This is a genomic window from Mycoplana sp. ABR4_002, from assembly GCF_056159645.1.
This window is the reverse complement of sequence record NZ_JBSWVO010000001.1, coordinates 906,754-928,919: the sequence shown is the minus strand read 5'-3', so window position 1 is coordinate 928,919 and position 22,166 is coordinate 906,754. Positions and strand designations below refer to the sequence as shown.

Annotated in this window: 20 protein-coding genes; 8 read left to right on the top strand and 12 right to left on the bottom strand. The window is 66.9% G+C overall.

Features of this window, described 5'->3' with window-relative positions:
- Nucleotides 1–9: 9 nt before the first annotated feature.
- The 5 genes from ACXAGF_RS04395 to ACXAGF_RS04375 all read right to left on the bottom strand — a co-directional run bounded on the left by ACXAGF_RS04395 (nt 10) and on the right by ACXAGF_RS04375 (nt 5,038).
- A complete protein-coding gene (locus tag ACXAGF_RS04395; RefSeq protein ID WP_475014766.1) occupies nt 10–990 on the bottom strand; it encodes a magnesium transporter CorA family protein in 981 nt (326 codons plus the stop codon).
- Nucleotides 991–1,129: 139 nt separating this feature from the next.
- Complete coding sequence (gene apbC, locus ACXAGF_RS04390) at nt 1,130–2,311, bottom strand: iron-sulfur cluster carrier protein ApbC (RefSeq protein ID WP_475014764.1); 1,182 nt, start codon at nt 2,309–2,311, stop codon at nt 1,130–1,132.
- 125 nt (nt 2,312–2,436) lie between these two features.
- A complete protein-coding gene (locus ACXAGF_RS04385; RefSeq protein WP_475014762.1) occupies nt 2,437–3,192 on the bottom strand; it encodes a helix-turn-helix transcriptional regulator in 756 nt (251 codons plus the stop codon).
- 73 nt (nt 3,193–3,265) lie between these two features.
- Nucleotides 3,266–4,003, bottom strand: coding sequence for a helix-turn-helix transcriptional regulator (locus ACXAGF_RS04380; RefSeq protein WP_475014761.1), 738 nt, complete (start codon nt 4,001–4,003; stop codon nt 3,266–3,268).
- Nucleotides 4,004–4,240: 237 nt separating this feature from the next.
- Nucleotides 4,241–5,038: an IclR family transcriptional regulator gene (locus tag ACXAGF_RS04375; RefSeq protein WP_475014760.1), complete on the bottom strand. Its 798-nt coding sequence runs from the start codon at nt 5,036–5,038 to the stop codon at nt 4,241–4,243.
- 125 nt (nt 5,039–5,163) lie between these two features.
- Between ACXAGF_RS04375 and ACXAGF_RS04370 the strand changes: the two genes are divergently transcribed.
- The 5 genes from ACXAGF_RS04370 to ACXAGF_RS04350 all read left to right on the top strand — a co-directional run bounded on the left by ACXAGF_RS04370 (nt 5,164) and on the right by ACXAGF_RS04350 (nt 9,278).
- Nucleotides 5,164–5,934, top strand: a complete 771-nt coding sequence (locus tag ACXAGF_RS04370) for an SDR family NAD(P)-dependent oxidoreductase (protein WP_475014759.1) — start codon at nt 5,164–5,166, stop codon at nt 5,932–5,934.
- Nucleotides 5,934–6,851 (top strand): 2-dehydro-3-deoxygalactonokinase, encoded by a 918-nt coding sequence (locus ACXAGF_RS04365; RefSeq protein ID WP_475014757.1) that lies wholly within the window; start codon nt 5,934–5,936, stop codon nt 6,849–6,851. Before ACXAGF_RS04370 ends, ACXAGF_RS04365 begins: the two co-directional genes overlap by 1 nt.
- A gap of 44 nt (nt 6,852–6,895) precedes the next feature.
- Nucleotides 6,896–7,534 carry a 2-dehydro-3-deoxy-6-phosphogalactonate aldolase gene (locus ACXAGF_RS04360; protein ID WP_475014755.1) on the top strand — a complete coding sequence of 213 codons (639 nt, stop codon included), beginning with the start codon at nt 6,896–6,898 and terminating at the stop codon, nt 7,532–7,534.
- Nucleotides 7,531–8,415, top strand: a complete 885-nt coding sequence (locus ACXAGF_RS04355; RefSeq protein WP_475014754.1) for an SMP-30/gluconolactonase/LRE family protein — start codon at nt 7,531–7,533, stop codon at nt 8,413–8,415. The genes ACXAGF_RS04360 and ACXAGF_RS04355 overlap by 4 nt, the downstream gene beginning before the upstream one ends.
- 185 nt (nt 8,416–8,600) lie before the next feature.
- Entirely contained in the window at nt 8,601–9,278 is a 678-nt protein-coding gene (locus tag ACXAGF_RS04350; protein WP_475014752.1) for a PRC-barrel domain-containing protein, read from the top strand.
- Between the two features lie 60 nt (nt 9,279–9,338).
- Here the strand turns inward: ACXAGF_RS04350 and ACXAGF_RS04345 are convergent, their stop codons facing one another.
- Nucleotides 9,339–11,387, bottom strand: a complete 2,049-nt coding sequence (locus ACXAGF_RS04345; protein WP_475014751.1) for an oxidoreductase — start codon at nt 11,385–11,387, stop codon at nt 9,339–9,341.
- Nucleotides 11,388–11,408: 21 nt separating this feature from the next.
- Nucleotides 11,409–12,959, bottom strand: a complete 1,551-nt coding sequence (locus tag ACXAGF_RS04340) for a trimethylamine methyltransferase family protein (protein ID WP_475014750.1) — start codon at nt 12,957–12,959, stop codon at nt 11,409–11,411.
- Between the two features lie 88 nt (nt 12,960–13,047).
- On the opposite strand from ACXAGF_RS04340, the gene ACXAGF_RS04335 reads away from it, so the two are divergent.
- A complete protein-coding gene (locus ACXAGF_RS04335; protein WP_475014748.1) occupies nt 13,048–13,998 on the top strand; it encodes a LysR substrate-binding domain-containing protein in 951 nt (316 codons plus the stop codon).
- Here the strand turns inward: ACXAGF_RS04335 and ACXAGF_RS04330 are convergent.
- The 3 genes from ACXAGF_RS04330 to ACXAGF_RS04320 all read right to left on the bottom strand — a co-directional run bounded on the left by ACXAGF_RS04330 (nt 13,985) and on the right by ACXAGF_RS04320 (nt 17,652).
- Nucleotides 13,985–14,320, bottom strand: coding sequence for a PilZ domain-containing protein (locus tag ACXAGF_RS04330; RefSeq protein ID WP_475014746.1), 336 nt, complete (start codon nt 14,318–14,320; stop codon nt 13,985–13,987). The two genes, ACXAGF_RS04335 and ACXAGF_RS04330, sit on opposite strands and share 14 nt — an antisense overlap.
- A gap of 106 nt (nt 14,321–14,426) precedes the next feature.
- On the bottom strand, nt 14,427–15,785 hold the full coding sequence (locus ACXAGF_RS04325) for a putative bifunctional diguanylate cyclase/phosphodiesterase (protein WP_475014743.1): 1,359 nt from the start codon (nt 15,783–15,785) through the stop codon (nt 14,427–14,429).
- Nucleotides 15,786–15,924: 139 nt separating this feature from the next.
- Nucleotides 15,925–17,652, bottom strand: coding sequence for a response regulator (locus tag ACXAGF_RS04320; protein WP_475014741.1), 1,728 nt, complete (start codon nt 17,650–17,652; stop codon nt 15,925–15,927).
- A gap of 357 nt (nt 17,653–18,009) precedes the next feature.
- Between ACXAGF_RS04320 and mutL the strand changes: the two genes are divergently transcribed.
- Nucleotides 18,010–19,800 carry a DNA mismatch repair endonuclease MutL gene (mutL, locus tag ACXAGF_RS04315; protein WP_475014740.1) on the top strand — a complete coding sequence of 597 codons (1,791 nt, stop codon included), beginning with the start codon at nt 18,010–18,012 and terminating at the stop codon, nt 19,798–19,800.
- Nucleotides 19,801–19,954: 154 nt separating this feature from the next.
- Entirely contained in the window at nt 19,955–20,185 is a 231-nt protein-coding gene (locus ACXAGF_RS04310) for a DUF2093 domain-containing protein (protein ID WP_475014738.1), read from the top strand.
- A 10-nt stretch (nt 20,186–20,195) separates the two neighbouring features.
- On the opposite strand, the gene lpxK is transcribed toward ACXAGF_RS04310, so the two are convergent.
- The gene (gene lpxK / locus ACXAGF_RS04305) at nt 20,196–21,224 is read right to left on the bottom strand and encodes a tetraacyldisaccharide 4'-kinase (protein WP_475014737.1); all 1,029 of its coding nucleotides are present in this window, start codon (nt 21,222–21,224) and stop codon (nt 20,196–20,198) included.
- A 201-nt stretch (nt 21,225–21,425) separates the two neighbouring features.
- The gene (locus ACXAGF_RS04300) at nt 21,426–22,163 is read right to left on the bottom strand and encodes an HAD family hydrolase (protein ID WP_475014735.1); all 738 of its coding nucleotides are present in this window, start codon (nt 22,161–22,163) and stop codon (nt 21,426–21,428) included.
- Nucleotides 22,164–22,166: the final 3 nt, after the last annotated feature.

Genomic DNA, 22,166 nt, shown 5'->3' with positions numbered 1-22,166 from the left:
CGAACAGGCCTAGAGCCAGCCTTTCCAGCGGAAAAAGAAGAAGGGAACCACGGCCGAGAGGACCATCACGCCGAGCACCAGCGGATAGGCGTAGGACACGTGCAGTTCGGGCATGAACTGGAAGTTCATCCCGTAGATCGAGGCGATCAGGGTCGGCGGCAGGAGCACGACCGACGCGATGGAAAAGATCTTGATGATCTGGTTCTGCTCGAGGTTGATCAGGCCAAGCGAGGCGTCCAGCAGGAACGAGACGTTGCTCGATATGAAGCCCGCATGCTCGGACAACGACTGGATGTCGCGCGAGATGGTCCGGCACAGTTCCCGGCTTTCCCGGTCCGACTGCAGCACCGGCGCGGCATAGAGGAAGGTGGAGAGCCGCGCCAGCGACATCAGGCTGTCGCGCGTCTTCGCCACCAGGCGGTGCAGGGCCGAAACGGCGACAAGGCGGTCCTCGAGATAGCGCGGCGGCCGTCGGTTGAGGTGGCGCTTGTTGCCGAACACCTCCAGCGACAGCTTGTCCGCCTGCGCGACCGACGTCTCAAGGATCTCGGCGGTCCGGTCGACGATCGTCTCCAGCAGGCGCGTGATCATCGCCGTGCCGGACGGACAACCACCGCTGATGCGGGGCATGGCGGTCTTGAACAGTTCGAACGCGCGCGGCTCGGCGTAACGGATCGTCAACAGGCAATGATCGGTCAGGATGAAGGCAATGTCGGTTAATCCCGGCTCGCTGTCGGCCTTCCAGACCAGCGAGGCCGTCATGTAGACGGTGCCCTTGTCGACGTAGAGGCGGCTGGACGGCTCGATGTCCTTGAGTTCGTCGCGGGTCGGAACGTCGATGCCGAGCAGCTTCTCGACGAAGGCATCCTCGTGATGGGAAGGCGAGACCAGGTCGACCCAGACGATATCCGCCGGCATCGCTGCGGCATCCGCGAGCATCGCGGCCGTCAGCGGCAGCGCTTCCCCGTTGGAACGATAGACCGTTATCACCTGCTGGAGGCTCCGAGGAGGATCAACGCAAACCTTGCCATGCGACGACCGCTTCGCATGCGGGCGGCAGAGCGGAAGCGCATATTGCGCGGCGCCGTGCCGAAATCAAGCCCCGCCTCGGTGCGCGCCGCGGACCGGCTCAGTCGAAGACGATCGCCGGTGCCGCGCGCCCGCCTGCGGCCTGCTGCGCCTTCAGCCCGTCCCAGACGCGGGTGGCGATCTCACGGTAGGTCCTGGCCGCGGCGCCGTCCGGATTGGACACCACCACCGGCGTTCCCGCATCGGAGGTCTCGCGAATGTCCATCGTCAGCGGCACCTCGCCGAGGAACGGCACGCCGATCTTCTCCGCCTCGCGGCGGGCGCCGCCATGGCCAAAGATGTCGTAGCGATGGCCGGTATCGGGGGCGACGAAGTAGCTCATGTTCTCGATCACGCCGAGCACCGGCACTTCGACCTTCCTGAACATGTTGAGGCCCTTGCGGGCGTCGATGAGGGCCAGGTCCTGCGGCGTGGAGACGATCACGGCGCCGGCCAGCGGCACCTGCTGCGCCATCGTCAGCTGGGCGTCGCCGGTGCCGGGCGGCATGTCGACGACGAGCACGTCGAGCTCGCCCCAGGCGACCTCGCGCAGCATCTGCATCAGGGCCGACTGGATCATCGGGCCGCGCCAGATCATCGCCACGTCTTCGTCGACGAGAAAGCCCATCGACATCACCTTGATGCCGTAGTTCTCCATCGGCCGGATGATGCGGTTCTCGATCTGTTGCGGGCGACCGGAAATCTTCAAGAGACGCGGCATCGACGGGCCGTAGATGTCGGCATCGAGAATGCCGACGCGAAGGCCGTTGGCCTTCAGCGCGAGCGCCAGGTTGACCGAGGTGGTCGATTTTCCGACGCCACCCTTGCCCGAGGCGACGGCGATGATGGCGCCGACGCCGGGAACGCCCGTCTTGGTGCGCTGCGCGGGCTGGCCCGGTCCGCCATGGGCATGGCCGTGTCCATGGCCATGGCCATGGCCACCCTGCGGCTGCGGCGCGGGCCGCGTCACCGGCGCCGTCCCGCTACCGGCCTTCTTGTCCGCCGTGAGCGCGACCATTGCGGCCTTGACGCCGGGAATGTCGCGCACGACGCGCTCGGCGGCGGCGCGCATGGGATCAAGCTCCTTGGCCCGGTCCGCCGGAACGGTGATCGAGAAATAGACCTTGCCATCGGAAATGAAGACGTCGGACACGAGACCAAGGTCGACGATGTTGCCTTCCATGTCCGGTCCGCGAACCGCCTTGAGCTTCTCCAGTACCAGGTCTTTCGATACGTCCGTCATGCAGGCCTCGCCACGATCATCTGGCGCGTTGATAGCGCATTCGCGTCCGAAGCGGAATGATGTTCTGCGCCATTGGCGTCGTGGCCGCGTGCCTGCGTCGACGGGACGCGGCAGCGCCCGGCGCCTCAGGAAATCAGGCCGCGGCGAATGGCCTTGACGACGGCCTGGGTGCGGTTCACCGCCTCCAGCTTGCGGGTCACCTGATTGAGGTAGTGGTTGATCGTGTGCTCCGACAGCCCGAGAATATCGGCGATCTCAAGGCTCGTCTTGCCGGCCGCCGTCCAGCTGAGGCACTCGATCTCGCGCTCCGTCAGCACCACCTGGCCGGTCTTCCACACGGCGCCGATCTCGGCCAGCCGGTTGAACACCTGGATCGAGATCATCTGCAGCTGGAGCCGGCTGTCGAAGCTCAGCTCCGGGCTCTCGCCGATCCACACGACGGCGCCGCGATTGCCGACGGCATCGTGCACGGGGAAGAAATGCCCGACCAGCATGCCGTGACGCCGCATGAGGTCGTGCAGTTCCGCCAGCTCCGTCTCGTTTGCAGCCTCGCCGATCCAGCGAGTAAGTTCATAGGAATAGGGGATCGTCGTAGTTCGCAGCTTGCGAATTCCGGCGCTGCGGCGAACCATGCCGAGCGCATCGTACCGGCTCAGCAGTTCGGAGGGCCAGTTGCTGACAATGGAGCTGGCCGCGAGCTTGTCGGATTCGAACCCAGGAAGCGAAAAGGCGATGAAGTAGCCGAGTGAGAACGCCTCACCCGTTCGTCGCATGTAGCGCACGACATCGAACTGGGTCTCGAGGGCCGCGATCTCCGCGCTGGCATCCTGGCCGTAGCGTTCGTGGCGCCCCGTGTCTTCCACCGTCATGTCGTTCCGCATCCATGTACTCCGCAACCCGCAGGCCGCCGTTTGCGCCTGCGGCATTCAGGACCGGCACGCACCCCGCCCCCGGTCAATTCAAGAGCCCCGCCCGCATTGCCTTGGCGACCGCCTGGACGCGATTGACGGCGTCCAGCTTGCGGGTGGCCCGGTTCAGGTAGTGGTTGACGGTGTATTCGGACAGTCCGAGGATCTCCGACATCTCCACGCTGGTCTTGCCGGCCGACGCCCAGGACAGGCACTCGATCTCGCGCCGGGACAGCGCAACGCCGGCCTGGCCGTCCAGGCGAAACTCCAGGACCTTGGTGAAGGCGAGATTGGCGATGGCGTTGAGTTCCGCCATCTCCCGGAAAGCCAAGGGGGGCCGGTCGCCGCCAAACCCCAGCGCGCCGCGGCGGCCATGGGGGTTGTGGGCCGGGAAATACGCCCCACGCGGCAGGCCGTGCCGAGCGAACAGGCTGACGACGATCTGCGCCTTGCCGTCGCGCCTGTTCTTGGTGGCGTTGGCGATGTCGTAGGTAAACGGATTGGTGCTGTCGCGCAGGCGCTGGATCACCGGGCTGCCCAGGATCAGCCCGGCCTGGTCGTATCCCGTCAGCAATTCGGCGGGCCAGGTCGTCAACAGCACATGGGGCGAAATCTCGGTCGACGTGCCGGAGGGCACGTTAATCAGCATGTAACTGGAAAAACCATGCGCCTCGGTCAATTCCGACAGGAGTGCCGACACCTCGGCCTCGGACCTAACCTCGTCAAACCGGCGCGTCCAATATGGTGATGTCCGCGGTGAGGACACGAGAAGCTGTTCGGTCATGCCGCGCTTCTTTGCTGCATACGATGGCGTACCAGGCAAGGCTTGGCACTACTCGACACGACATTCCTCCGCATTCCACTTTCCCGAACATTGCCGGCGCATCATCGGCCAAGGACGAAGCACCCAGAAATGTTCAGCCGAAGCGGAAGCTAAACATCGGCCTCGCCTCCGTCCAGCGCGTTCTTCTAATTTACGGTAAATAATGTCTGTACAAAGGGGCGCTACGCGGTGCCCCGGCTACTTCCGCGGCCCGAGACGGGCAGCAATTTCCTCCATGATCGCGACCGCAGCCTTTCGCACCATGGGCGCCCAGGCGCTCAGCATCGCCTCGTCGACCCGGTAGGCCGGCGCCGTCACGGAGACGCCCCCGACGATCGTGTGCTGCGCATCGGCGATCGCTGCGGCGACGCAGCGAATGCCCGGCTCGTGCTCCTCGCGGTCGAAGGCGTGCCCGGCCGCACGGACGTGCGCCAATTCCGCCCGCAACGCCGCGCAGTCGGTGAGCGTGTACGGCGTGAAGCGCTGGAACGACATCTTGCCGACCAGTTCGTCGAGGCGCGGCTCGGGCAGCACCGACAGCGCCGCCTTGCCGATCCCGGTGCAATAGGCCGGGGAGGCCTTGCCGATCTGCGAGGTCATGCGCACCGCCTGCCGGCTCTCCACCTTGTCGAGATAGATGATCTCCGCACCCCGCAGCACGCCGAGATGGACGGTTTCGCCGGTAAGCTCGTGCAACACCTTCAGATGCGGCTCTGCCAACCGGCGCAGATCGCTGCGCGTCCAGGCACCGGAAGCCAGCTTCAACAGGCGTAGCCCTGGCTCGTAGCAGTGATCGGCGTTGAGCTCGAGCAGGCCCTCCTCGACGAGATGACTGAGTTGCCGGTGCAGCGTGCCACGCGGCTGCCCGGCGCGCTCAAGAATCTCGGTGAAGCGGAGCGGCCGATCGGCCAGCACCACCAGCTCCAGCACCGCAACGGCCTTCCCCAGCGTCCCGGTTGCCGGACCGCTGGCACCCGCATCATTCTTCCTTGCCATGTTCCGCCTCCAGCCGTTTGCTTGACAAGCGCCTCGCGCTGGCCATAATTCCACATAATCAAATTAAGTTCCATATAATGGAATTTTTCACCCTGCAACTCGAAGACTTGGGGAGGCGAGCTTCCATGGCGAGCGACACCGCGTCCTATCCGGATCTGCGCGGCCGCGGCGTGCTGATTTCCGGGGGCGGTTCGGGCATCGGGGCGATGCTCGTGGAGGCCTTCGCGGGCCAGGGCGCACGTGTCGCCTTCTTCGACATTGCCGAGCGGGAGAGCGCCGAACTGGTCGACCGCCTCTCCGCCACCTCGGCTCATGCGCCGCTTTTCTTCAAGGTCGACCTCCGCGACATCGGGGCCTACCGAGCGGCGCTCGATGCCGCCGTCGCAGCGGTCGGGCCTGTCACCGTGCTGGTCAACAACGCCGCCCGCGACGATCGGCACGAGCTTGCCGACATCTCGCCGGAGCACTGGGACGAGAGCCAGTCGGTCAACCTGCGACACTGCTTTTTCGCCGTTCAGGCGGTGGCGCCGTCGATGCGCGCGGCCGGCGGCGGCTCGGTCATCAACTTTTCCTCGATCGCCTTCATGCTCAACATGGGCGACCTTCCGGCCTATGCCACCGCCAAGGCCGGCCTCATCGGCCTGACCAAGTCGCTCGCCGGCAAGCTCGGCCCCGACAACATCCGTGTCAACGCGATCCTGCCAGGGATGGTGCTGACGCCGCGGCAATTGCAGCTGTGGATCGACGACGCCGCGATCGAACGGATGCTGGCGAAGCAATGCCTGAAGCGCGCGCTGACGCCGCAGGACATGGCCGGTCCATGTCTGTATCTGGCTTCGGAAGCCTCGCGCGGAATGACCGCGCAGACCATGATCATCGACGCAGGAGTACTCTGATGATGAAGCCGGCCTATGGCGCCGTCGACTGGGGCACGTCCAGCTTCCGGCTCTGGCTCATCGGCGCCGACGGCAGCGCCCTTGCCGAACGCCGCAGCGGCGAGGGCATGACGACGGCCGCGACGACCGGTTTTGCCCGCGTGCTATCGGGCCATCTCGAGGCCGTTTCGGCGCCGGCGGACCTGCCCGTAGTCGTCTGCGGCATGGCCGGCGCCCGGCAGGGTTGGGTCGAGGCCGGCTACCTCGACGTGCCCGCGGCGCTGGCCGCCATCCCCGCCGCCGCCGTGCGCGTTCCGGAGAGCGACGCCGACATCCGCATCCTGCCGGGACTGGCCCAGCGCGACGTAGCGCGCCCGGACGTGATGCGCGGCGAGGAGACCCAGTTGCTCGGCGCGGTCGCAGCCCTGGGCGACAGGGATTGCCTCGTCTGCATGCCCGGCACCCACAGCAAATGGGTGCATGTCGCCGCCGGAACGGTCAACCGCTTCTCGACCTTCATGACCGGCGAACTGTTCGCAGCGATCGCAACCCATACGGTCCTCAGCCATTCGATCGGCGGCGGCGGCGCGGTCAACGGCCGCAGCGACGCGTTCCGCCATGCGGTCGCCGACGTCCTCCGCGCGCCGGCGATCGCCACCAACCTGCTTTTCGGCGCCCGCTCGGGGATGCTGCTGCACGGCCTTGACCCCACCGACGCGAAGGCACGCCTGTCCGGCATTCTGATCGGCCTCGAGATCGCCGGCGCGCTCGATGCCGTCGGACGGGACACCCCGGTGGCGCTCGTCGCCTCCGGCGGGCTCGGAGCGCTGTACGAGAGCGCGCTGGAAACGGCCGGCGTCACCGCCACGGTCATCGATGCCGACGCGGGCGTCCGCTCGGGCCTTGCCGTTGCCGCCAGGGCCCTCTGGGCTATCTGATCTCCCTGCTTCATATTCGTACCTGCCGTAAGAAAGGCCAGCACATGAGCCGTATTCCCTTTCCCGCGATGAGATATCCGCTGATCGCGATCCTGCGCGGACTGAGGCCCGAGGAGACCGAGGGCGTCGTCGGGGCGCTGATCGAAGCGGGTTTCACCGCAATCGAAATTCCGCTGAACTCGCCCGATCCGTTCCGTTCGATCGAGACCGCGGTGAAGATGGCGCCGGAGGGCTGCCTGATCGGCGCCGGCACGGTGCTGACCACGGACCAGGTCGAGCGGCTCGAGGACGTCGGCGGGCGCCTGATGGTCAGTCCGAACGTCGAGCCGGCGGTGATCTCGCTTGCCGCCTCCTGCGGGATGGTGACGATGCCGGGCGTGTTCACCCCGACCGAGGCGCTGGCCGCCGCCCGCGCCGGCGCGACCGGCCTGAAGTTCTTCCCCGCCAGCGTGCTCGGGCCGTCCGGCATCAACGCGATCCGCGCCGTGCTACCCGCCGACCTCGAGATCGCCGCCGTCGGCGGCGTCTCGGAGGCGAACTTTGCCGACTATGCCCGGATCGGCATCAGGAGCTTCGGCCTCGGATCGAGCCTCTACAAGCCCGGGATGAGCGCTTCCGAGGTTGCAGCGCGGGCACGCGCCACGCTCACAGCCTATGACCGCGCCTATGGAGCCGGACAATGATCGAGACGACCCCCTTTGCCGGCAGGGCGCTCTGCCAGGAGCGATTCGAACTCGGTGAGGGACCGAGCTACGACCCCATCACCGACACCGCCTGGTGGTTCGACATCAAGGGGCGCACGCTGCACGAACTGCAGCTGGGCTCCGAGACCAAGCGCGTGCACGAACTGCCGTTCATGGGCAGCGTGATCGCCGCCATCGATCCGGAGCGGCAGTTGATCGCCGCCGATGCGGGCCTCTTCATCCGCCAGACCGGCACGGGGCGTCTCGAGCCGTTCGTCGCGATCGAAGACAAGCACGGCAACCGCTCCAACGACGGCCGGGTGCACCGGAGCGGCGCCCTGTGGATCGGAACGATGGGCCGCAGCGCCGAAAGCGGCGCCGGCGCCATCTATCACGTCGCCGCAACGACGGTGACGCGCCTTTTCGCCAACGTGTCGATCCCGAACGGCATCTGCTTCTCGCCGGACGGCACCGTTGCCTATTTCGCCGACTCCGCCGTCAACAAGCTCATGCGGGTGGCGGTCGATCCGGGTACCGGGCTGCCGACCGGTGCGCCGGAGATGCTCAGCGACCAGTCCGCGTATGGCGGCGGCATCGACGGATCGGTTTGCGATGCCGACGGGCTGATCTGGAATGCGCGATGGGGGGCGGCGGCGATCGACGTCTATACCCCCGACGGCACCAGGATTCGCCGCCATGAAACGCCCGCGTTGCAGCCGAGCTGCCCTGCCTTCATCGGGCCGGAAGCCGATCGTCTGCTCGTCACCTCCGCCTGGGAAGGAATGGACGAAACGGCTCGCACGGCCGATCCGCACGGCGGCACGACCTTCGAGCTGGGCATTGTCGTCAAGGGGCGGCACGAGCCTCCGTTCCGGCTCTGAGCCTAGACCTGGCTCCTTCCCCGGCTCCGGAAGTCATCGTCCGGAGCCGTCTTCGTTTGAGACGTCGGCGCGTGCGTTTTTCCGGGAACCAATCTTGGTTGCACGAGTTCTGCATGCATCGGCGCGGCCGAAGAACGAGACTGGTTCCGCCGCTCCTAGACGCAACGAGACGAAAGGGTTTCAAGATGACCAACAAGCTTCTCACTTCCGTTGCCGCCGGTGCGATTCTGCTTGGGGCGGCCATGGCGCCCGCCTATGCCCAGGACACCACCCAGCCGCAGGCCGGCCAGACCGAAAGCCCGGCTGTGGTTCCGGACACCCAGACCCCGTCCACGGACACCCAGATGACGACCGAACCGCTCGAGGGTGCCGAGACGGAGACCCAGAAGCCGATGGACGACACCGCCACCGCGCCGGCCGATGATCCGGCCGCCAGCATGGCCGAGGCGGACAACACCTATCTGTCCGAGCAATCGGAAAACCAGATCAGCGCCAACACCTATATCGGACAGCCCGTCTACAACTCGGCCGACGAAAGCATCGGCACGATCAACGACCTGATCATGGAGAAGGACGGCGGGATCACCGCTGCGGTGATCGGCGTCGGCGGCTTCCTCGGCATCGGCGAGAAATGGGTGGCCGTGCCGTTCGAAAACGTCGCCGTCACCCGCATACCCGACAGCGCAGAAGTCAAGCTGACGACGTCCGAAACCTCCGAGAGCCTGCAGGCCGCGCCGGAGTTCAAGACCCTGTCGCAGCAGATGGCCGAACGCAACGCCGTCGACACCACCCCGACCGCTTCGACGACCACCGAGCCGGCTCCTGTTACGGAACCCGCACCGGCTCCGGCTCCGGCCGAATAACAGGCCAGAGCCCGAAAAGCCCGGCAGCGCCAGCTGCCGGGTTTTTCGCGGGATCGATGGTCAAAACAACACACCGTAGCGCAGGGCGTCATAGATACCGGCGTGGATGTTGCGGCTGTGGACCGCATCCCCGATGCGGATCAGATCGAACCGCCCCTCCGGATTGCGCGTCGCAATCGGGTTTTCCTGACGAATCAGCGCCTTGTAGTCGACTGCGCCGAGGTTGCGCGAGAGCGGCTTCAGTTCGAAATAAAGCTCGGCCATCGGCATCGTCCCGTGCTCGACCACGACCTGCGCCACCCGCCGCTCGATCCGCGCTGTCGGCGAGAAGTCCGAGCCCAGCGTCGCCACCAGCCCGTTGCCGTCCCGCCGCACCGCCTTGAGCCGCGTGTTGATCGTCACGCGCACATGGTTGTCCGCAAGCGCCGCCGCATAGGGCACGTGGTTCATGCCGCCGATCTCCGGGGCGAAGAAGCGCTCCGGCGAAACGACTTCAAGCTCGACGCCGGCATTGGCGATCAGTTCCGCCGCCGTCATGCCGGAATGGGCGCCGTTGTCGTCATAGAGCAGCACCGGCCCCTCGGGCCTGACGGTGCCGGCAATGATGTCCCAGCTCGACACCACGAGGTTGTCGCCACTCTCCAGCTCCGGGTTCTGTGCGATGCCCCCGGTCGCGACGACGACCAGATCGGGCCGGCGCTCGAGCACGTCCGCAGCGTCGGCAAAGACGTTGTAGTGGACCACCACGCCGAGGCGCTCGAGTTCGGCCAGCCGCCAGTCGACGATGCCGATCAGTTCCTTGCGGCGCGGATTGCGGGCGGCGAGCAGGATCTGGCCGCCGGCGGCGCCGGTCGCCTCCAGCACCTCCACCGCATGCCCGCGCTCGGCCAGCACGCGCGCGGCCTCGAGGCCCGCCGGCCCGGCCCCGACGACAACCGCCCTGCGCACCGGGCCCACCGTGCGCTGGATCACATGCGGCACGATCGCCTCGCGCCCCGTAGCCGCATTATGGATGCACAGCGCGCCGCCACCCTCGTAAATTCGGTCGAGGCAGTAGGTCGCGCCGACGCAGGGGCGGATCTGCGCCTCCCTGCCCTCCTCGATCTTCCTGACAATGTGCGGGTCGGCGATGTGGGCGCGGGTCATGCCGACCATGTCGAGCTTGCCCTCGGCGATCGCGTGCCGCGCGGTGGCGACATCGGCGATGCGGGCGGCATGGAACACCGGGAACCGCGTCGCCGCGCGCACCTCGCCGGCGAAGTCGAGATGGGGCGAGGCGGCCATGCCCTGGATCGGGATGACCCTGGTCAGGTGCGCGTCATGGTCGATATGGCCCCTGATGATGTTGAGGAAGTCGATCCTGCCGGAACCGGCGAGGCGCCTTGCGATCTCGACCCCCTCCTCCTTTGACAGGCCGATGTCCCAGCCCTCGTCGGCGACCATGCGGACCCCGACGATGAAGTCCGGGCCGACGGCCTTGCGCACGGCGTCGATCACCAGGGTGGAAAAGCGCATGCGGTTGTCGAGCGAGCCGCCGAACGCGTCCTCGCGGCGATTGGTGGCCGGCGACCAGAAGCCGTCCATCAGGTGGCCATAGGCCTCGATCTCGATGCCGTCGAGCCCGGCGGCCTGCATGCGTTCGGCGGCGGCCGCGTAATCGCCGACGATGCGCTCGATGTCCCAGTCCTCGATCTCCTTGGGGAAGGCGCGGTGGGCGGCCTCGCGCACCGGCGAGGCGGACAGCACCGGCAGCCAGTCGCCCTTGTTCCAGCCGGTGCGGCGGCCGAGATGGGTGAGCTGGATCATCACCGCGCAGTCGTGCTCGTGACAATCGTCTGCGACCCTCTTCAGCCAGGGTACGATCTCGTCGGAATAGGCGAAGAGGTTGCCGAAGGCCGGCGGCGAGTCCTGCGAGACGATCGCCGAGCCCGCCGTCATCGTCAGTGCGATGCCGCCCTTCGCCTTTTCCAGGTGGTAGAGGCGGTAGCGATCCTTCGGCATGCCGTCCTCGGAATAGGCCGGCTCGTGCGCCGTCGACATGATCCGGTTCTTCAGCGTCAGATGCTTCAGCCGGTAGGGCTGCAGCAGCGGGTCCTTCGAAAGCGTCATTCCAGTGTCCTTGGCGGGCTGTCAGTACCAGGCGTCGGCCATCGCCGCCTTCTTGCGGCGCACATAGTCACAGAGCGCCTCGTCGACCGCCACGTCCAGCGGCGGCGCCTCGTATTCGGCCAGCGTCTTCTTCCACAGACGGTTCGCGCGGGTGGCGATGTCGGTCGAGCCGCCCTCCTCGCTCCACTTCTCGAACGGCTCGTTGTCCGATAGCGCGGAGTCCCAGAACGCGGTCTGGTAGTTGCGCATGGTGTGGTCGCAGCCAAGGAAGTGGCTGCCCGGCCCCACCTCCAGGAACGCATCCATCGCCAGGCTGTTGTCGTCGACCGTGATGCCGGCGAGGTAGGAGTGCAGCGCGCCGCAAAGGTCGGCATCCATCACGAATTTTTCGTAAGACATCGCCAGCAGACCGTCGAGAAAGCCGGCCGAATGCAGCACGAAGTTGGCGCCGCAGTGAACCGCCGACAGCATCGACATCAGTCCCTCCTGCATCGCCTGGCCGTCGGGCAACTTGGAATTGGAGAAGTTGCCGGCGCAGCGTAGCGGCAGGTTCAGGCGGCGGGCGAGCTGACCGATCACCATCGAGCCGATGGCCGGCTCCGGCGTACCGAAGGTTGGCGAGCCGGAGCGCAGCGACATGGAAGAGAGGAAGTTGCCGAAGATCACCGGTGCGCCCTTGCGCTCCAGCTGCGTCAGCGCGCATCCGGCCAGCGTCTCGGCATAGGCCTGGGCGATGGCCCCGGCATTCGTCACCGGCCCCATGGCGCCGCCGAGAATGAACGGCACGATCACCGCGGCCTGGTTGGCGCGGGCATAGGCCCGCAGCGAGCGCGTCATCGTGCCGTCCCAGACGAGCGGCGAATTGACGTTGACGTTGCCGAGAATGACGCAGTTCCCGTCGACGAAGTCGGCACCGAACAGGATCCTGGCCATGTCGACCGAGTCCTCGGCCCGCTCCTCGGCGGTGATCGAGCCCATGAAGGCGCGGTCGGAGTACTTGATGTGGCTGTAGACCATGTCGAGGTGGCGCTTGTTCACCGGCACGTCGACCGGTTCGCAGATGGTGCCGCCGGAATGATGCAGCCAGGGGCTCGACTGGGCCAGCTTGATGAGGTTGCGAAAGTCTTCGAGCGTGCCGTAGCGGCGCCCGTTGTCGAGGTCCATGACGAAGGGCGAGCCGTAGGCCGGCGCGAAGATGACGTTCCTGCCGCCGATCTCGACATTGTTGGCCGGGTTGCGGGCATGCTGGGTGAATTGCGCCGGCGCGCTCGAAACGATCTCCCGCAGCATGCCCGGCTCGAAGCGCACGCGCAGCCCGTCGACACGGCCACCGGCGCGCCTCCAGTGTTCGATTGCGACGGGATCGTCGCGAAACTCGATGCCGATCTCGGCGAGGATGCGTTCGGCCGTATGCTCGATCCGCTGCAGGTTCTCCTCGGACAGGACGTCGTATGTCGGGATGTTGCGGACGATGTAGGGGACGCCCTTCACCGTCGCCGCGTGATCCCGGCGCTGAGGGCGCACGCCCCGCGCGCGCCGTGTCGTATTTCCAGCTGCAAGCGTCGCAACCATGCCGTCCTCCATAATTGGAGAGGAGGCTAATCTGTAATGACGCCCCTGTGACGCTGGAAAAAACTTGGAGGTGATATAAGGTCTGCTTATGGAAACGCTGCGCCGCCTGCTTCCCTCCGCCGCAAGCCTGATCGTCTTCGAGGCCGCTGGCCGCCATCAGAACTTCACCCACGCCGCCCGGGAGCTCGGCATGACGCAGGCGGCGGTCTCCTATGCCATTCGCGGACTGGAGGAGCAGCTCGGCGTGCCGTTGTTCCATCGCGTCCATCGCGCCGTCGCGCTGACCGATGCCGGCGAGCGGTTTCACACCGAGGTCTCGCTCGGCCTGTGGCGAATCCAGAAGTCGGCGGAGAGCATCCGGGCCAAGGGGCGCGAGGTGAACGTGACACTCGCCGCCTCCACCGCCTTCGCCTCGATGTGGATGCTGCCAAGGCTGGCGAAGCTGCGCGAGGACCTGCCGGAAATCGACCTCCGGATCCAGACCAGCGTACGCGACCTCGACCTCGAGGAGGAACCGATTCCGCTCGGCATCCGCGGCGGCGACCCGGCCAAGTGGCCGCGCTACCATGCCGCCCTGCTCGCGCCCGAGGTGATCGCGCCCGTGGCCAGCTCCGCCTTCATCGAGGCGCATGGCATGCCGATGACACCGCAGGATCTGCTGAAGCTGCCGCTGATCCATCTGGAGGAACCGGTGCGGGAGGCGTGCGACTGGCCGCAATGGTTCGCCAGCGCCGGGCTGCGTTATCCGGCGCAATCGCGGCGGCTTGCCATCAACGACTACGTGCTGGTGATCCAGGCCGTGCTGGCCGGAGAGGGAATCGGGCTCGGCTGGCGGCACCTGACGGCGCCGCAGATGCGTTCCGGCGCGCTCGTGGCCGTCGGCGGGCACGTGCTTGAGACGGGCCTTGCCTTCTACGTCGTCTGGCCGCGCTCGCGCGAGCTCAACAGCCAGGCGCAGCGGGTGCGCGACTGGCTGCTTGCGGAAGGCCGGCGGGGCCTGATGCCGCCGGAACCGCGCGCCGGCGTCAGCGGCGCATGATCGGCTTCACTTCCTCGTGGAAGAAGCGGAAATAGGAGGAGATCTGCGCCAGCGCGTTGGTGCTGAGCTTGTACTGCAGTCCGACACGGCCGTTGTTGTACCAGCGCACCGTGCCGGTGAGCCGCCCCAGTTCCTCGCTCTCGATGGTGACGATCTGACCGGACATGAGCCGGATCGGCTTTTCCATGTCGAGCGCCATGCCGGTGGGCGAGAGGTCGACCACGCGCGCCCGGCTCGATTCGTGCATCACCTTGACCGTCGCAAAGATACGAACCTTGGAGCGGTCGTTGGTCCGTACCGGCATATCCTTGATGTTCTGCATTGCTCTGCCCTGCAATCTGATGGTGTATCCCGTTACGTTAGGCCGGCCAAGTTGATTTCTGCCTAAGGCGTTTGGTCAACGCGCGGTAAACGCGACCGGGGCGGGGTCAGGCCAGGAGCGCCTCGGATTCCACGTGCAGGTAGCGTTCGCTGAGGAAGCGCATGGTCGCGACCGCGTCGGCAGGCTTGCCGTAGAAATAGCCCTGCCCCATGCCGCAGCCCAGCGCCTTCAGTTTCAGCGCCTCCGAAAAATCCTCGATGCCTTCGGCCACGACCTGCAGGTCGAGCCCGTCGCACATGGCGACGATCGCCTTGATGATGTGCTCGGAGACCCGGTCGTCCGAGATCCGCGACACGAAGGCACGGTCGATCTTCACCTTGTCGAAGGTGAAGTCGCGCAGGCGCCCGAGGCTGGACTGACCGGTGCCGAAATCGTCGAGCGAGACGCGAACGCCGGCGGCGCGCAGCTCGGCGACGATCTTCTGGGCCGTCGCGGCGTCGGTCATCACCGCGGTCTCGGTGATCTCCAGCTCAAGCCGGCGGGGATCGAGGCCGACGCGGTTGAGGATCGCCAGCGTCGTCAGGCTGGTCTTCGGGTCCATCAGCTGGGCAGAGGATAGGTTGAAGGACAGGAACAGCTCCTTCGGCCAGCCGAGCGCCGCCTCGGCCGCCTTGCGCAGCAGGGTCTCGGACAAGGCGTCGATGAAGCCGCGCTCCTCGGCCAGCGGCACGAACAGGGCCGGGGACACATAGCCGAGATCGGCATCGCACCAGCGCGCCAGCGCCTCGAAGCCGACGACAGTGTCGTCCTTCAGGCTGACGATCGGCTGGAAATGAACGTCGACCTCGTTGGCCATGATCGCATTGCGCAGCGCCTGCTCAAGATGGGTGGCGCGCTTCATTTCCTGGGCGATCTCCTGCGAGTAGACCGTGATCTGCCCGCGACCGCGACGCTTGGCGCGGTAGAGCGCGGTGTCTGCGCTCTTGATCAGCTCGGCAAAGTCCTCGCCGGCGAAGGGATAGATCGCAAGGCCGAAGGAGGCGGAAAGCCGGACGTTGCGGTCGCCGAGGTCGAACGGCGCAGACAGCACTTCGCGCAGCATGTGCCCCATCTTCTCCGCGCCCTTGCGCTCGAACACGAGCGGGAACAGAAAGGCGAACTCGTCGCCGCCGTGGCGCGTCACCGTCGCCCCGTCGGGGATGCAGGCCCTGAGGCGATGAGCAACCTGGCAAAGAATCTCGTCGCCCGCCTGCGGGCCGAACAGATCGTTGATCGGCTTGAAGCCGTCGAGGTTGGCGATGCCGACGGCGAAAGGGGCCGGATCGTCGGCCCGCTCGAGCACGAGCTGGCGCACCTTGTCGCGCAGGCGGTAGGCATTGCCGAGACCCGTCAACGGGTCCGTGTACGCCATGGCATGCAAATCGCTCTGGGAAACAACCGTATCCGTCAATTCACCCGACTTCATTCTCAACTTCCCGACAAGGATCTGCCTCCGAGAGCGATCGCAGGATGCAGCAGGAGAATTAACAAAGGCATAGCAACCGGTTTCACTGCTCGCGGAAATGCATCCCCAATTGTCGGGAGTTGACAGCGATCGGACCGCCTCAGGCGGCGTCCCTGCCCTGCTTGCCACCCACGTGCTTGTGGTAGATCGCCTCAATCATGTCGGGGCTGACCGGCTTGGTGATGTAGTCGTCCATGCCGGCGTCGAGGCAATTCTGCATGTCGACGTTGAGGGCCTGGGCCGTGACGGCGACGATCGGCGTCCTCGTGCCGAGCGCCTTCTCGGCTTCCCGGATCTCGATGGTGGCGTCGAGGCCGTCCTTGATCGGCATCGAGATGTCCATCAGCACCAGCCGCGGCTGGTGCTTGCGCCACAGCATGACCGCCTCCTCGCCGTTCTCGGCAATCCGGTGCGAGACCCCCATGCCTTCGAGAATCTGGGAAAAGACGAACTGGTTGATCTGGTTGTCCTCGGCGACGAGCACTTCGATGTCGCCGCGGGTGGCGGGGGCCATCTCCTCCAGGTCGGTCGCGATGTGCCAGTCGTCGAAAAGCGTGGTCGGAGCAACGGGGTCGGCAGGTTCCTGCTCGACCAGCACCGGCGCCTGCGGCTCCAGCAGCGCCCGGAACAGATCGGCAGCGATGCGGTCATGTCCGGCTACCCTGGTCGGCAGGCCGGCGCGGCCGACAACCTCGCCCCCATCGAGCGAAGCGTCTGCCAGTACGAGGTCAATCGTGATGCCACTGGTCGTGGCGACGGCAACGAAGGCGTCGAACTCTGCGAGCGAGCGAACCGCACAACAATCGGCCCCGCGCCGCTGCAGCTCGGCCAGCAGTATGTCTTCCAACCTGGCAACGGCCGTTACGACCAGAATGCGCTTTCCGGCCAGATCGGTGCCGTCATCCAGATGCCATTGCTGCAACAGGAGCCGCCGCTCGGCCTCGCGGACCGGATCGAAGCAGTTCTCGGCATCGCGGAAGCGGGTCGACGGCCGCAGCGCAAGACGCCTCGCCGCCACGTCGCCGCGCTGATCGGCAATGTCGGTGACATCGTCCAGCACCGTGGCGACCATGGGGTTTCCAGCCGGGCCGATCCTGTACTTGCGGGTCACCACGTAGAGATGACTGCCGTCAGCCCGCACGATGTGCTCTTCCGCCCGAAACGGCACGCCGGTCTCAAGCACCTTGCGGTCGCTGGCCTCGAGCCGTGCCGCGTTCTCCGCATCGGCGAGGTCCCAGACGGTCCGGCCCAGGATCGCCTCGCCTTCCAGCTCGTAGATGGCCCGGAAGGCCTTGTTGACGGCGACATAGATCAGGTTCTGGTCCTTGATCGCCAAAGGATGCGGCAGCGTGTCGAGGGCCAGCTCGGTGAGCGCCACGCGCTCGAGGTCCGAGCGCCATTGCTCTTCCTGCTTGCGCTGGTCCGTCACGTCGGTCAAGGTCGAGACGTTGTAGCCCGTAGGCAGGCGGCGCTTTCGGAAGCGAACCCAGCGATCCTTGCCGAGCCGTTCAACCGAGTCGAACTGTTCGCGCCAGTGGGCCGAGATGCGGCCGGATATCCATTCCTCACGATTGACCGCGCCGTGGCGGTGATCCGTCGGCAGACCGTAGCGAATGCCGGAATCGAAGATGGCGCCGAGGATGTCGCGCAGGCGCGTGCCTGGCTGCAGGAGCTTGGGGCAGATCGGCAGAAAACGGAGAACCTGACGGCTGGCAAAGACAAGGCAGTCGTTCCTGTCGTAGACGAAAACGCCAACGCCCAGGATGTCGCATGTCGCGTCGAACATTGCCGACTGGATGTTTGCGTCGAGCGACGCATCCCCGTTCATGCTACGCAGACCCCGCCCCCGCACATGCCCCCGAGGAAGGGATCACGCGCTGATCAATTGTGCCACGCGCCCTCGCACCCACTCCGGCGCAGCGCGGCAGCTTCTGTTCTTTCATGCTGATCGGGCTGAAACGCCTCGGACGCGCAAGGATCAGCGGCCAGCGACGCTGATGTGGTCCGCCGGGTCGCCCCGGCCGGCTTGTGCTCATACAAGCGAGGGCCACGTTGGCAGCATTTTATTAAAGGCCGATTAAACGCCCGCGGCGGCTCGACTTTTCGCGCCGCGCCGCCGGCGCGTGAGGCGGGCAAAACCAACATTTGCTCTTCCCACCGCGATGCGAATCCCGGAAAATACGGCATGACGATACGCCAGCTCTCCGAAACCCTGATCAACCAGATCGCCGCGGGCGAAGTCATCGAGCGGCCGGCGAGCGCCGCCAAGGAACTGATCGAGAACGCCATCGATGCCGGCGCCACGCGGATCGAAATCGCCACGGCCGGCGGCGGCAAGACGCTCCTGCGCGTCACCGACAATGGCGGCGGGATGTCGCCAGCCGACCTTGCGATGGCCGTGCGGCGCCACTGCACGTCCAAGATCAGCGACAGCCTCGGCGACGTGCGCACGCTCGGCTTCCGAGGCGAGGCGCTGCCTTCGATCGGCTCGGTGGCGAAACTGACGATCCAGAGCCGCACCGCCGAGGCACCGGAGGGATCGGTGATCGCGGTGACCGGCGGCAAGGTCGATGCGGTGCGGCCGACGCCGGCCAACCGCGGCACCGTGGTCGAGGTGCGCGACCTGTTCTTCGCCACGCCGGCGCGGCTGAAGTTCATGAAAAGCGAAAAGGCCGAGGCGGCGGCGATCACCGAGGTGGTGCGGCGCATGGCGATCGCCTTTCCGGCAATCCGGTTCGCCCTGTCCGGCCCCGACCGCACGACGCTCGAGCTCGCCGCGACCGGGCCGGACCGGCTCGCCCGCATCGCTCAGGTGCTCGGCAAGGACTTCCGCGACAACGCGATCGAACTCGACGCCGAGCGCGAGGGGGTGCGGCTGACGGGCTTCGCCGGAGTTCCGACCTTCAACCGCGGCAACAGCCTGCATCAGTTCGCCTTCGTCAACGGCCGCCCGGTGCAGGACAAGCTGATCTGGTCGGCGCTGCGCGGCGCCTATGCGGAGACAGTGCCGAGCGGCCGCTTTCCGGTCGCCGTGCTGGAGATCGGCATCGATCCCGAACTGGTCGACGTCAACGTCCATCCGGCCAAGTCGGACGTGCGCTTTCGCGATCCGGGCCTTGTGCGCGGCCTGATCATCGGCGCGATCCGGCAGGGCCTCAGCCGCGAGGGCGACCGGGCGGCGACGACCGGCGCCACCGGGCTGATGCGCGCCTTCCGGCCCGAGGCGCCGCGGACGCAGGGCGGCTGGAGCCCGTCCGCCTCGCCGTACCGCCCCTTCGAGCCGCTTCCGAACGGCCTTTCGGACAAGCCCCAGGCGGGGTTCGACATGGGGATCGAGCCGTCGGCGCGGGCGGAGCCCATGACCGCCAGCCCCCCGGCCGAAACGGAGACGGCCCGCCATCCGCTCGGCGCCGCCCGGGCACAGCTGCACGAGAACTACATCGTCGCGCAGACGGAGGACGGCCTCGTCATCGTCGACCAGCACGCCGCGCACGAACGGCTCGTGTTCGAGGCGATGCGCAACGCGCTGCATGCGCGGCCGGTGCCTGCGCAGGCGCTGCTCATTCCCGAGGTCGTCGACCTGCCGGAGGACGACTGCGACCGGCTCGTCGCCCACGCCGACGCCTTCGCCCGGCTGGGGCTCGGGATCGAGCGTTTCGGTCCCGGCGCGGTCGCGGTGCGGGAGACGCCGGCCATGCTCGGCGAGATGGACGCAGCCGGGCTGGTGCGCCAACTGGCCGACGAACTGGCCGAATGGGACACCGCCAGCGGGCTTGCGGCCCGGCTCGACTATCTTGCCGCGACCATGGCCTGCCACGGATCGGTGCGTTCGGGCCGGCGCATGCGCCCCGAGGAAATGAACGCACTGTTGCGACAGATGGAGGCGACGCCTGGCTCCGGCCAGTGCAATCACGGCCGACCGACCTATATCGAACTGAAGCTGGCCGACATCGAACGGCTGTTCGGCCGAAGCTGAAAATGCTGGCAATCGCCGACCTGCCACGTTATGGCACAGGAAGCGCCGGGGCCTTTGGCCGCGTAACCGGCAGCCAGGCCGGAGCGGACAGGTCATGAGCGGCGCGCGACGCCCGCCCCGATGCGGGCCGCGCAGGCGACAGGAGATGCGGACGATGAACCGATTCGAAGGAAGTGCAGGCCGTGAGGCCAAGATCCGTTACCTCGACGGCGACTTCCAGATCCTGATGCCGGGCGCCTTCGTGGTTTGCGCCGTGACCGGCGAGCAAATCCCGCTGGATGAGCTGCGGTACTGGAGCGTCGCCCGCCAGGAGGCCTATGTCGACGCCGCCGCCTCGCTGGAGGCGGAACGGCGCGCGGGCGCCCTTCCCACGCTGCAGGACTGAAGACCGTCTCTCAGGCGCCGATCCGGCGCTTGCGGGCGGACACAAGCGCCGCGTCGATGATCTTGTCCGGGACCTTCGGGTCGTCGAAGCGGATCTCCACCTCGATCACGCGGCTCCTCTGCCGCAGTTCCTCCGATTGCCCGTGTCCGCCGACCAGACGCACGCTGTCCTTCGCCGTCGTCACGATGGTGTAGTCGCGCGCATCGGCATGGTCGATGATGTCGGTCACCTCGTCGTCGGAGAGGTGGTGATGGTCGGGAAAACTGCGGGTGGCGTACAAAGAGGCGCCGGTGCTTTCGACGGTGCGGAAGAACTTGTCATTGTCGGCAAGCCCCGACCAGGCCAGCACCGGCACGCCGCGCAGGGCTTCCACGTCAACGGTCGCAAGCGTGGCCGTATGGACAGCCTTGCCCGCACGCGCCGCGCGCCGGACCAGCGCGTCGGCGGCGTTGCCGTCGCCGACCACCAGCAACGCCGACGCCTGGCGCAGTTGCTCGGCGAGCGGGGCACGCACCGGGCCGCTCGGCACAAGGTAACCGTTGCCGATGCCGCGCCGCGAATCGATGACGACCAGCGCGTAGTCGAACACCATCCGGGCGCTCTGGAAGCCGTCGTCCATGATGATGAGATCGGCCCCCTCCTCCACCAGCCGCAGGGCCCCGCCCACCCGGCGGCGCGAGATTACCGTCAGCGCCTCGCGCGCAAGCAGGAGCGGCTCGTCGCCGACGTCGCGGGCACGGTGCCTTTCCGGATCGACGACGGTGATGACGTCGAGCGAACCGCCATAGCCGCGGCTGAGGAAGCCCGGCCGCAGGCCGCGCGCCGTGGCGGCGCGGGCGAGTGCAATCGCCGTGGGCGTCTTTCCGGCGCCGCCGACGGTGAAGTTGCCGACGCAGACAACCGGGACCGGAACGGTGGCCCGATGCGCGCGCCGCATGCGCGCGCCGGCGATCGCCCCGTAGAGCCGCGAGACCGGCCACAGCGCATAGGCGCGCCAATCCGGCTTCGTCCACCAGAAAGGTGGCGCCTCAGATACCATTTCGTCCCCCGATCCGATCCGCCTTGCGGCGGCAAGCCCCTGACGTCATGTCCGTGCAATCCAGCCGTCGCGGCAGCCCACCCCGACGCCTTCCAAAGAACCGCAAAAGCCGGCGCGATTTCGATCGCAGTCCTGGACGACAGCGACGCCGCCCCGGCCTTCGCGCCTACAATGCCTTGAAAATCAAGGAATGCAACGGCCTCAGGCGGCCGAGCGCCGCGGCGCACCGTCATCGGGCAACAGCGCCGGCAGTTCGGTGATGTCGTTGAGGCAGTAGTCCGAGGCGGACGCCAGCGACTCCTTCGAGCCGGTTCCGGTCAGCACCGCGACCGTCAGCCCCGCCCCGGCGCTGCGGCCCATGTGCAGGTCATGATTGTTGTCGCCGACGACGGCGACCTCGTGCGGCTGCAGCCCGGTGGCGGCACAGAAGCCCAGCACCATGCCCGGCTCGGGCTTGACGCCGTGGCCGCTGTCATAGCCGGCGACGAAATGGAGGTACTGCTCGAATCCGAAACGGCGCGCCGTCTCGCGAATGGATTGCTCATTGTCGCTCGAGGCGACGCCGAGGCGGTAACCCTTGGCGTGCAGCGCGGCGAAGAAGGCGCCGAGGTCCGTGACCGCCACCGCCAGCGCGGCCGACCGGGCGAAGAGGCCGTCGAACACGGACGAAAGCTCGGCCACCGTCATCGGCGCGCCGGCGGCGACCATGCCGGCGGCGATCTCGACGGTGTTGCCGGCCGCCAGCAGCGTGTCGGGCGCCACATGACCGGTATCGGGGTCCATGCCGCCGGCGACGAGCAAACGGCGGGCGAGGTCCTCGTCGCCCATCGCCGCGATGCGGGCTAGCTCGTAGTTCACCGGAACCCAGCTCTTGGCGTAGTCCAGCAGCGTACCGTCCTTGTCGAACAGGATGCCGCAGATCGTGCGTGTCTTGTCCATGGC

Excerpts from the sequence above, each read along its gene's own strand:
- ACXAGF_RS04310 (WP_475014738.1), top strand. The coding sequence starts at position 19,955 with ATGAACCGATTCGAAGGAAGTGCAGGCCGTGAGGCCAAGATCCGTTAC.
- lpxK (WP_475014737.1), bottom strand. The coding sequence starts at position 21,224 with ATGGTATCTGAGGCGCCACCTTTCTGGTGGACGAAGCCGGATTGGCGC.
- ACXAGF_RS04380 (WP_475014761.1), bottom strand. The coding sequence starts at position 4,003 with ATGACCGAACAGCTTCTCGTGTCCTCACCGCGGACATCACCATATTGG.
- ACXAGF_RS04355 (WP_475014754.1), top strand. The coding sequence starts at position 7,531 with ATGATCGAGACGACCCCCTTTGCCGGCAGGGCGCTCTGCCAGGAGCGA.
- ACXAGF_RS04350 (WP_475014752.1), top strand. The coding sequence starts at position 8,601 with ATGACCAACAAGCTTCTCACTTCCGTTGCCGCCGGTGCGATTCTGCTT.
- ACXAGF_RS04360 (WP_475014755.1), top strand. The coding sequence starts at position 6,896 with ATGAGCCGTATTCCCTTTCCCGCGATGAGATATCCGCTGATCGCGATC.
- ACXAGF_RS04325 (WP_475014743.1), bottom strand. The coding sequence starts at position 15,785 with ATGAAGTCGGGTGAATTGACGGATACGGTTGTTTCCCAGAGCGATTTG.
- ACXAGF_RS04300 (WP_475014735.1), bottom strand. The coding sequence starts at position 22,163 with ATGGACAAGACACGCACGATCTGCGGCATCCTGTTCGACAAGGACGGT.
- ACXAGF_RS04370 (WP_475014759.1), top strand. The coding sequence starts at position 5,164 with ATGGCGAGCGACACCGCGTCCTATCCGGATCTGCGCGGCCGCGGCGTG.
- ACXAGF_RS04385 (WP_475014762.1), bottom strand. The coding sequence starts at position 3,192 with ATGCGGAACGACATGACGGTGGAAGACACGGGGCGCCACGAACGCTAC.
- ACXAGF_RS04345 (WP_475014751.1), bottom strand. The coding sequence starts at position 11,387 with ATGACGCTTTCGAAGGACCCGCTGCTGCAGCCCTACCGGCTGAAGCAT.
- apbC (WP_475014764.1), bottom strand. The coding sequence starts at position 2,311 with ATGACGGACGTATCGAAAGACCTGGTACTGGAGAAGCTCAAGGCGGTT.
- ACXAGF_RS04330 (WP_475014746.1), bottom strand. The coding sequence starts at position 14,320 with ATGCAGAACATCAAGGATATGCCGGTACGGACCAACGACCGCTCCAAG.
- ACXAGF_RS04375 (WP_475014760.1), bottom strand. The coding sequence starts at position 5,038 with ATGGCAAGGAAGAATGATGCGGGTGCCAGCGGTCCGGCAACCGGGACG.
- mutL (WP_475014740.1), top strand. The coding sequence starts at position 18,010 with ATGACGATACGCCAGCTCTCCGAAACCCTGATCAACCAGATCGCCGCG.
- ACXAGF_RS04365 (WP_475014757.1), top strand. The coding sequence starts at position 5,934 with ATGATGAAGCCGGCCTATGGCGCCGTCGACTGGGGCACGTCCAGCTTC.
- ACXAGF_RS04320 (WP_475014741.1), bottom strand. The coding sequence starts at position 17,652 with ATGAACGGGGATGCGTCGCTCGACGCAAACATCCAGTCGGCAATGTTC.
- ACXAGF_RS04340 (WP_475014750.1), bottom strand. The coding sequence starts at position 12,959 with ATGGTTGCGACGCTTGCAGCTGGAAATACGACACGGCGCGCGCGGGGC.
- ACXAGF_RS04335 (WP_475014748.1), top strand. The coding sequence starts at position 13,048 with ATGGAAACGCTGCGCCGCCTGCTTCCCTCCGCCGCAAGCCTGATCGTC.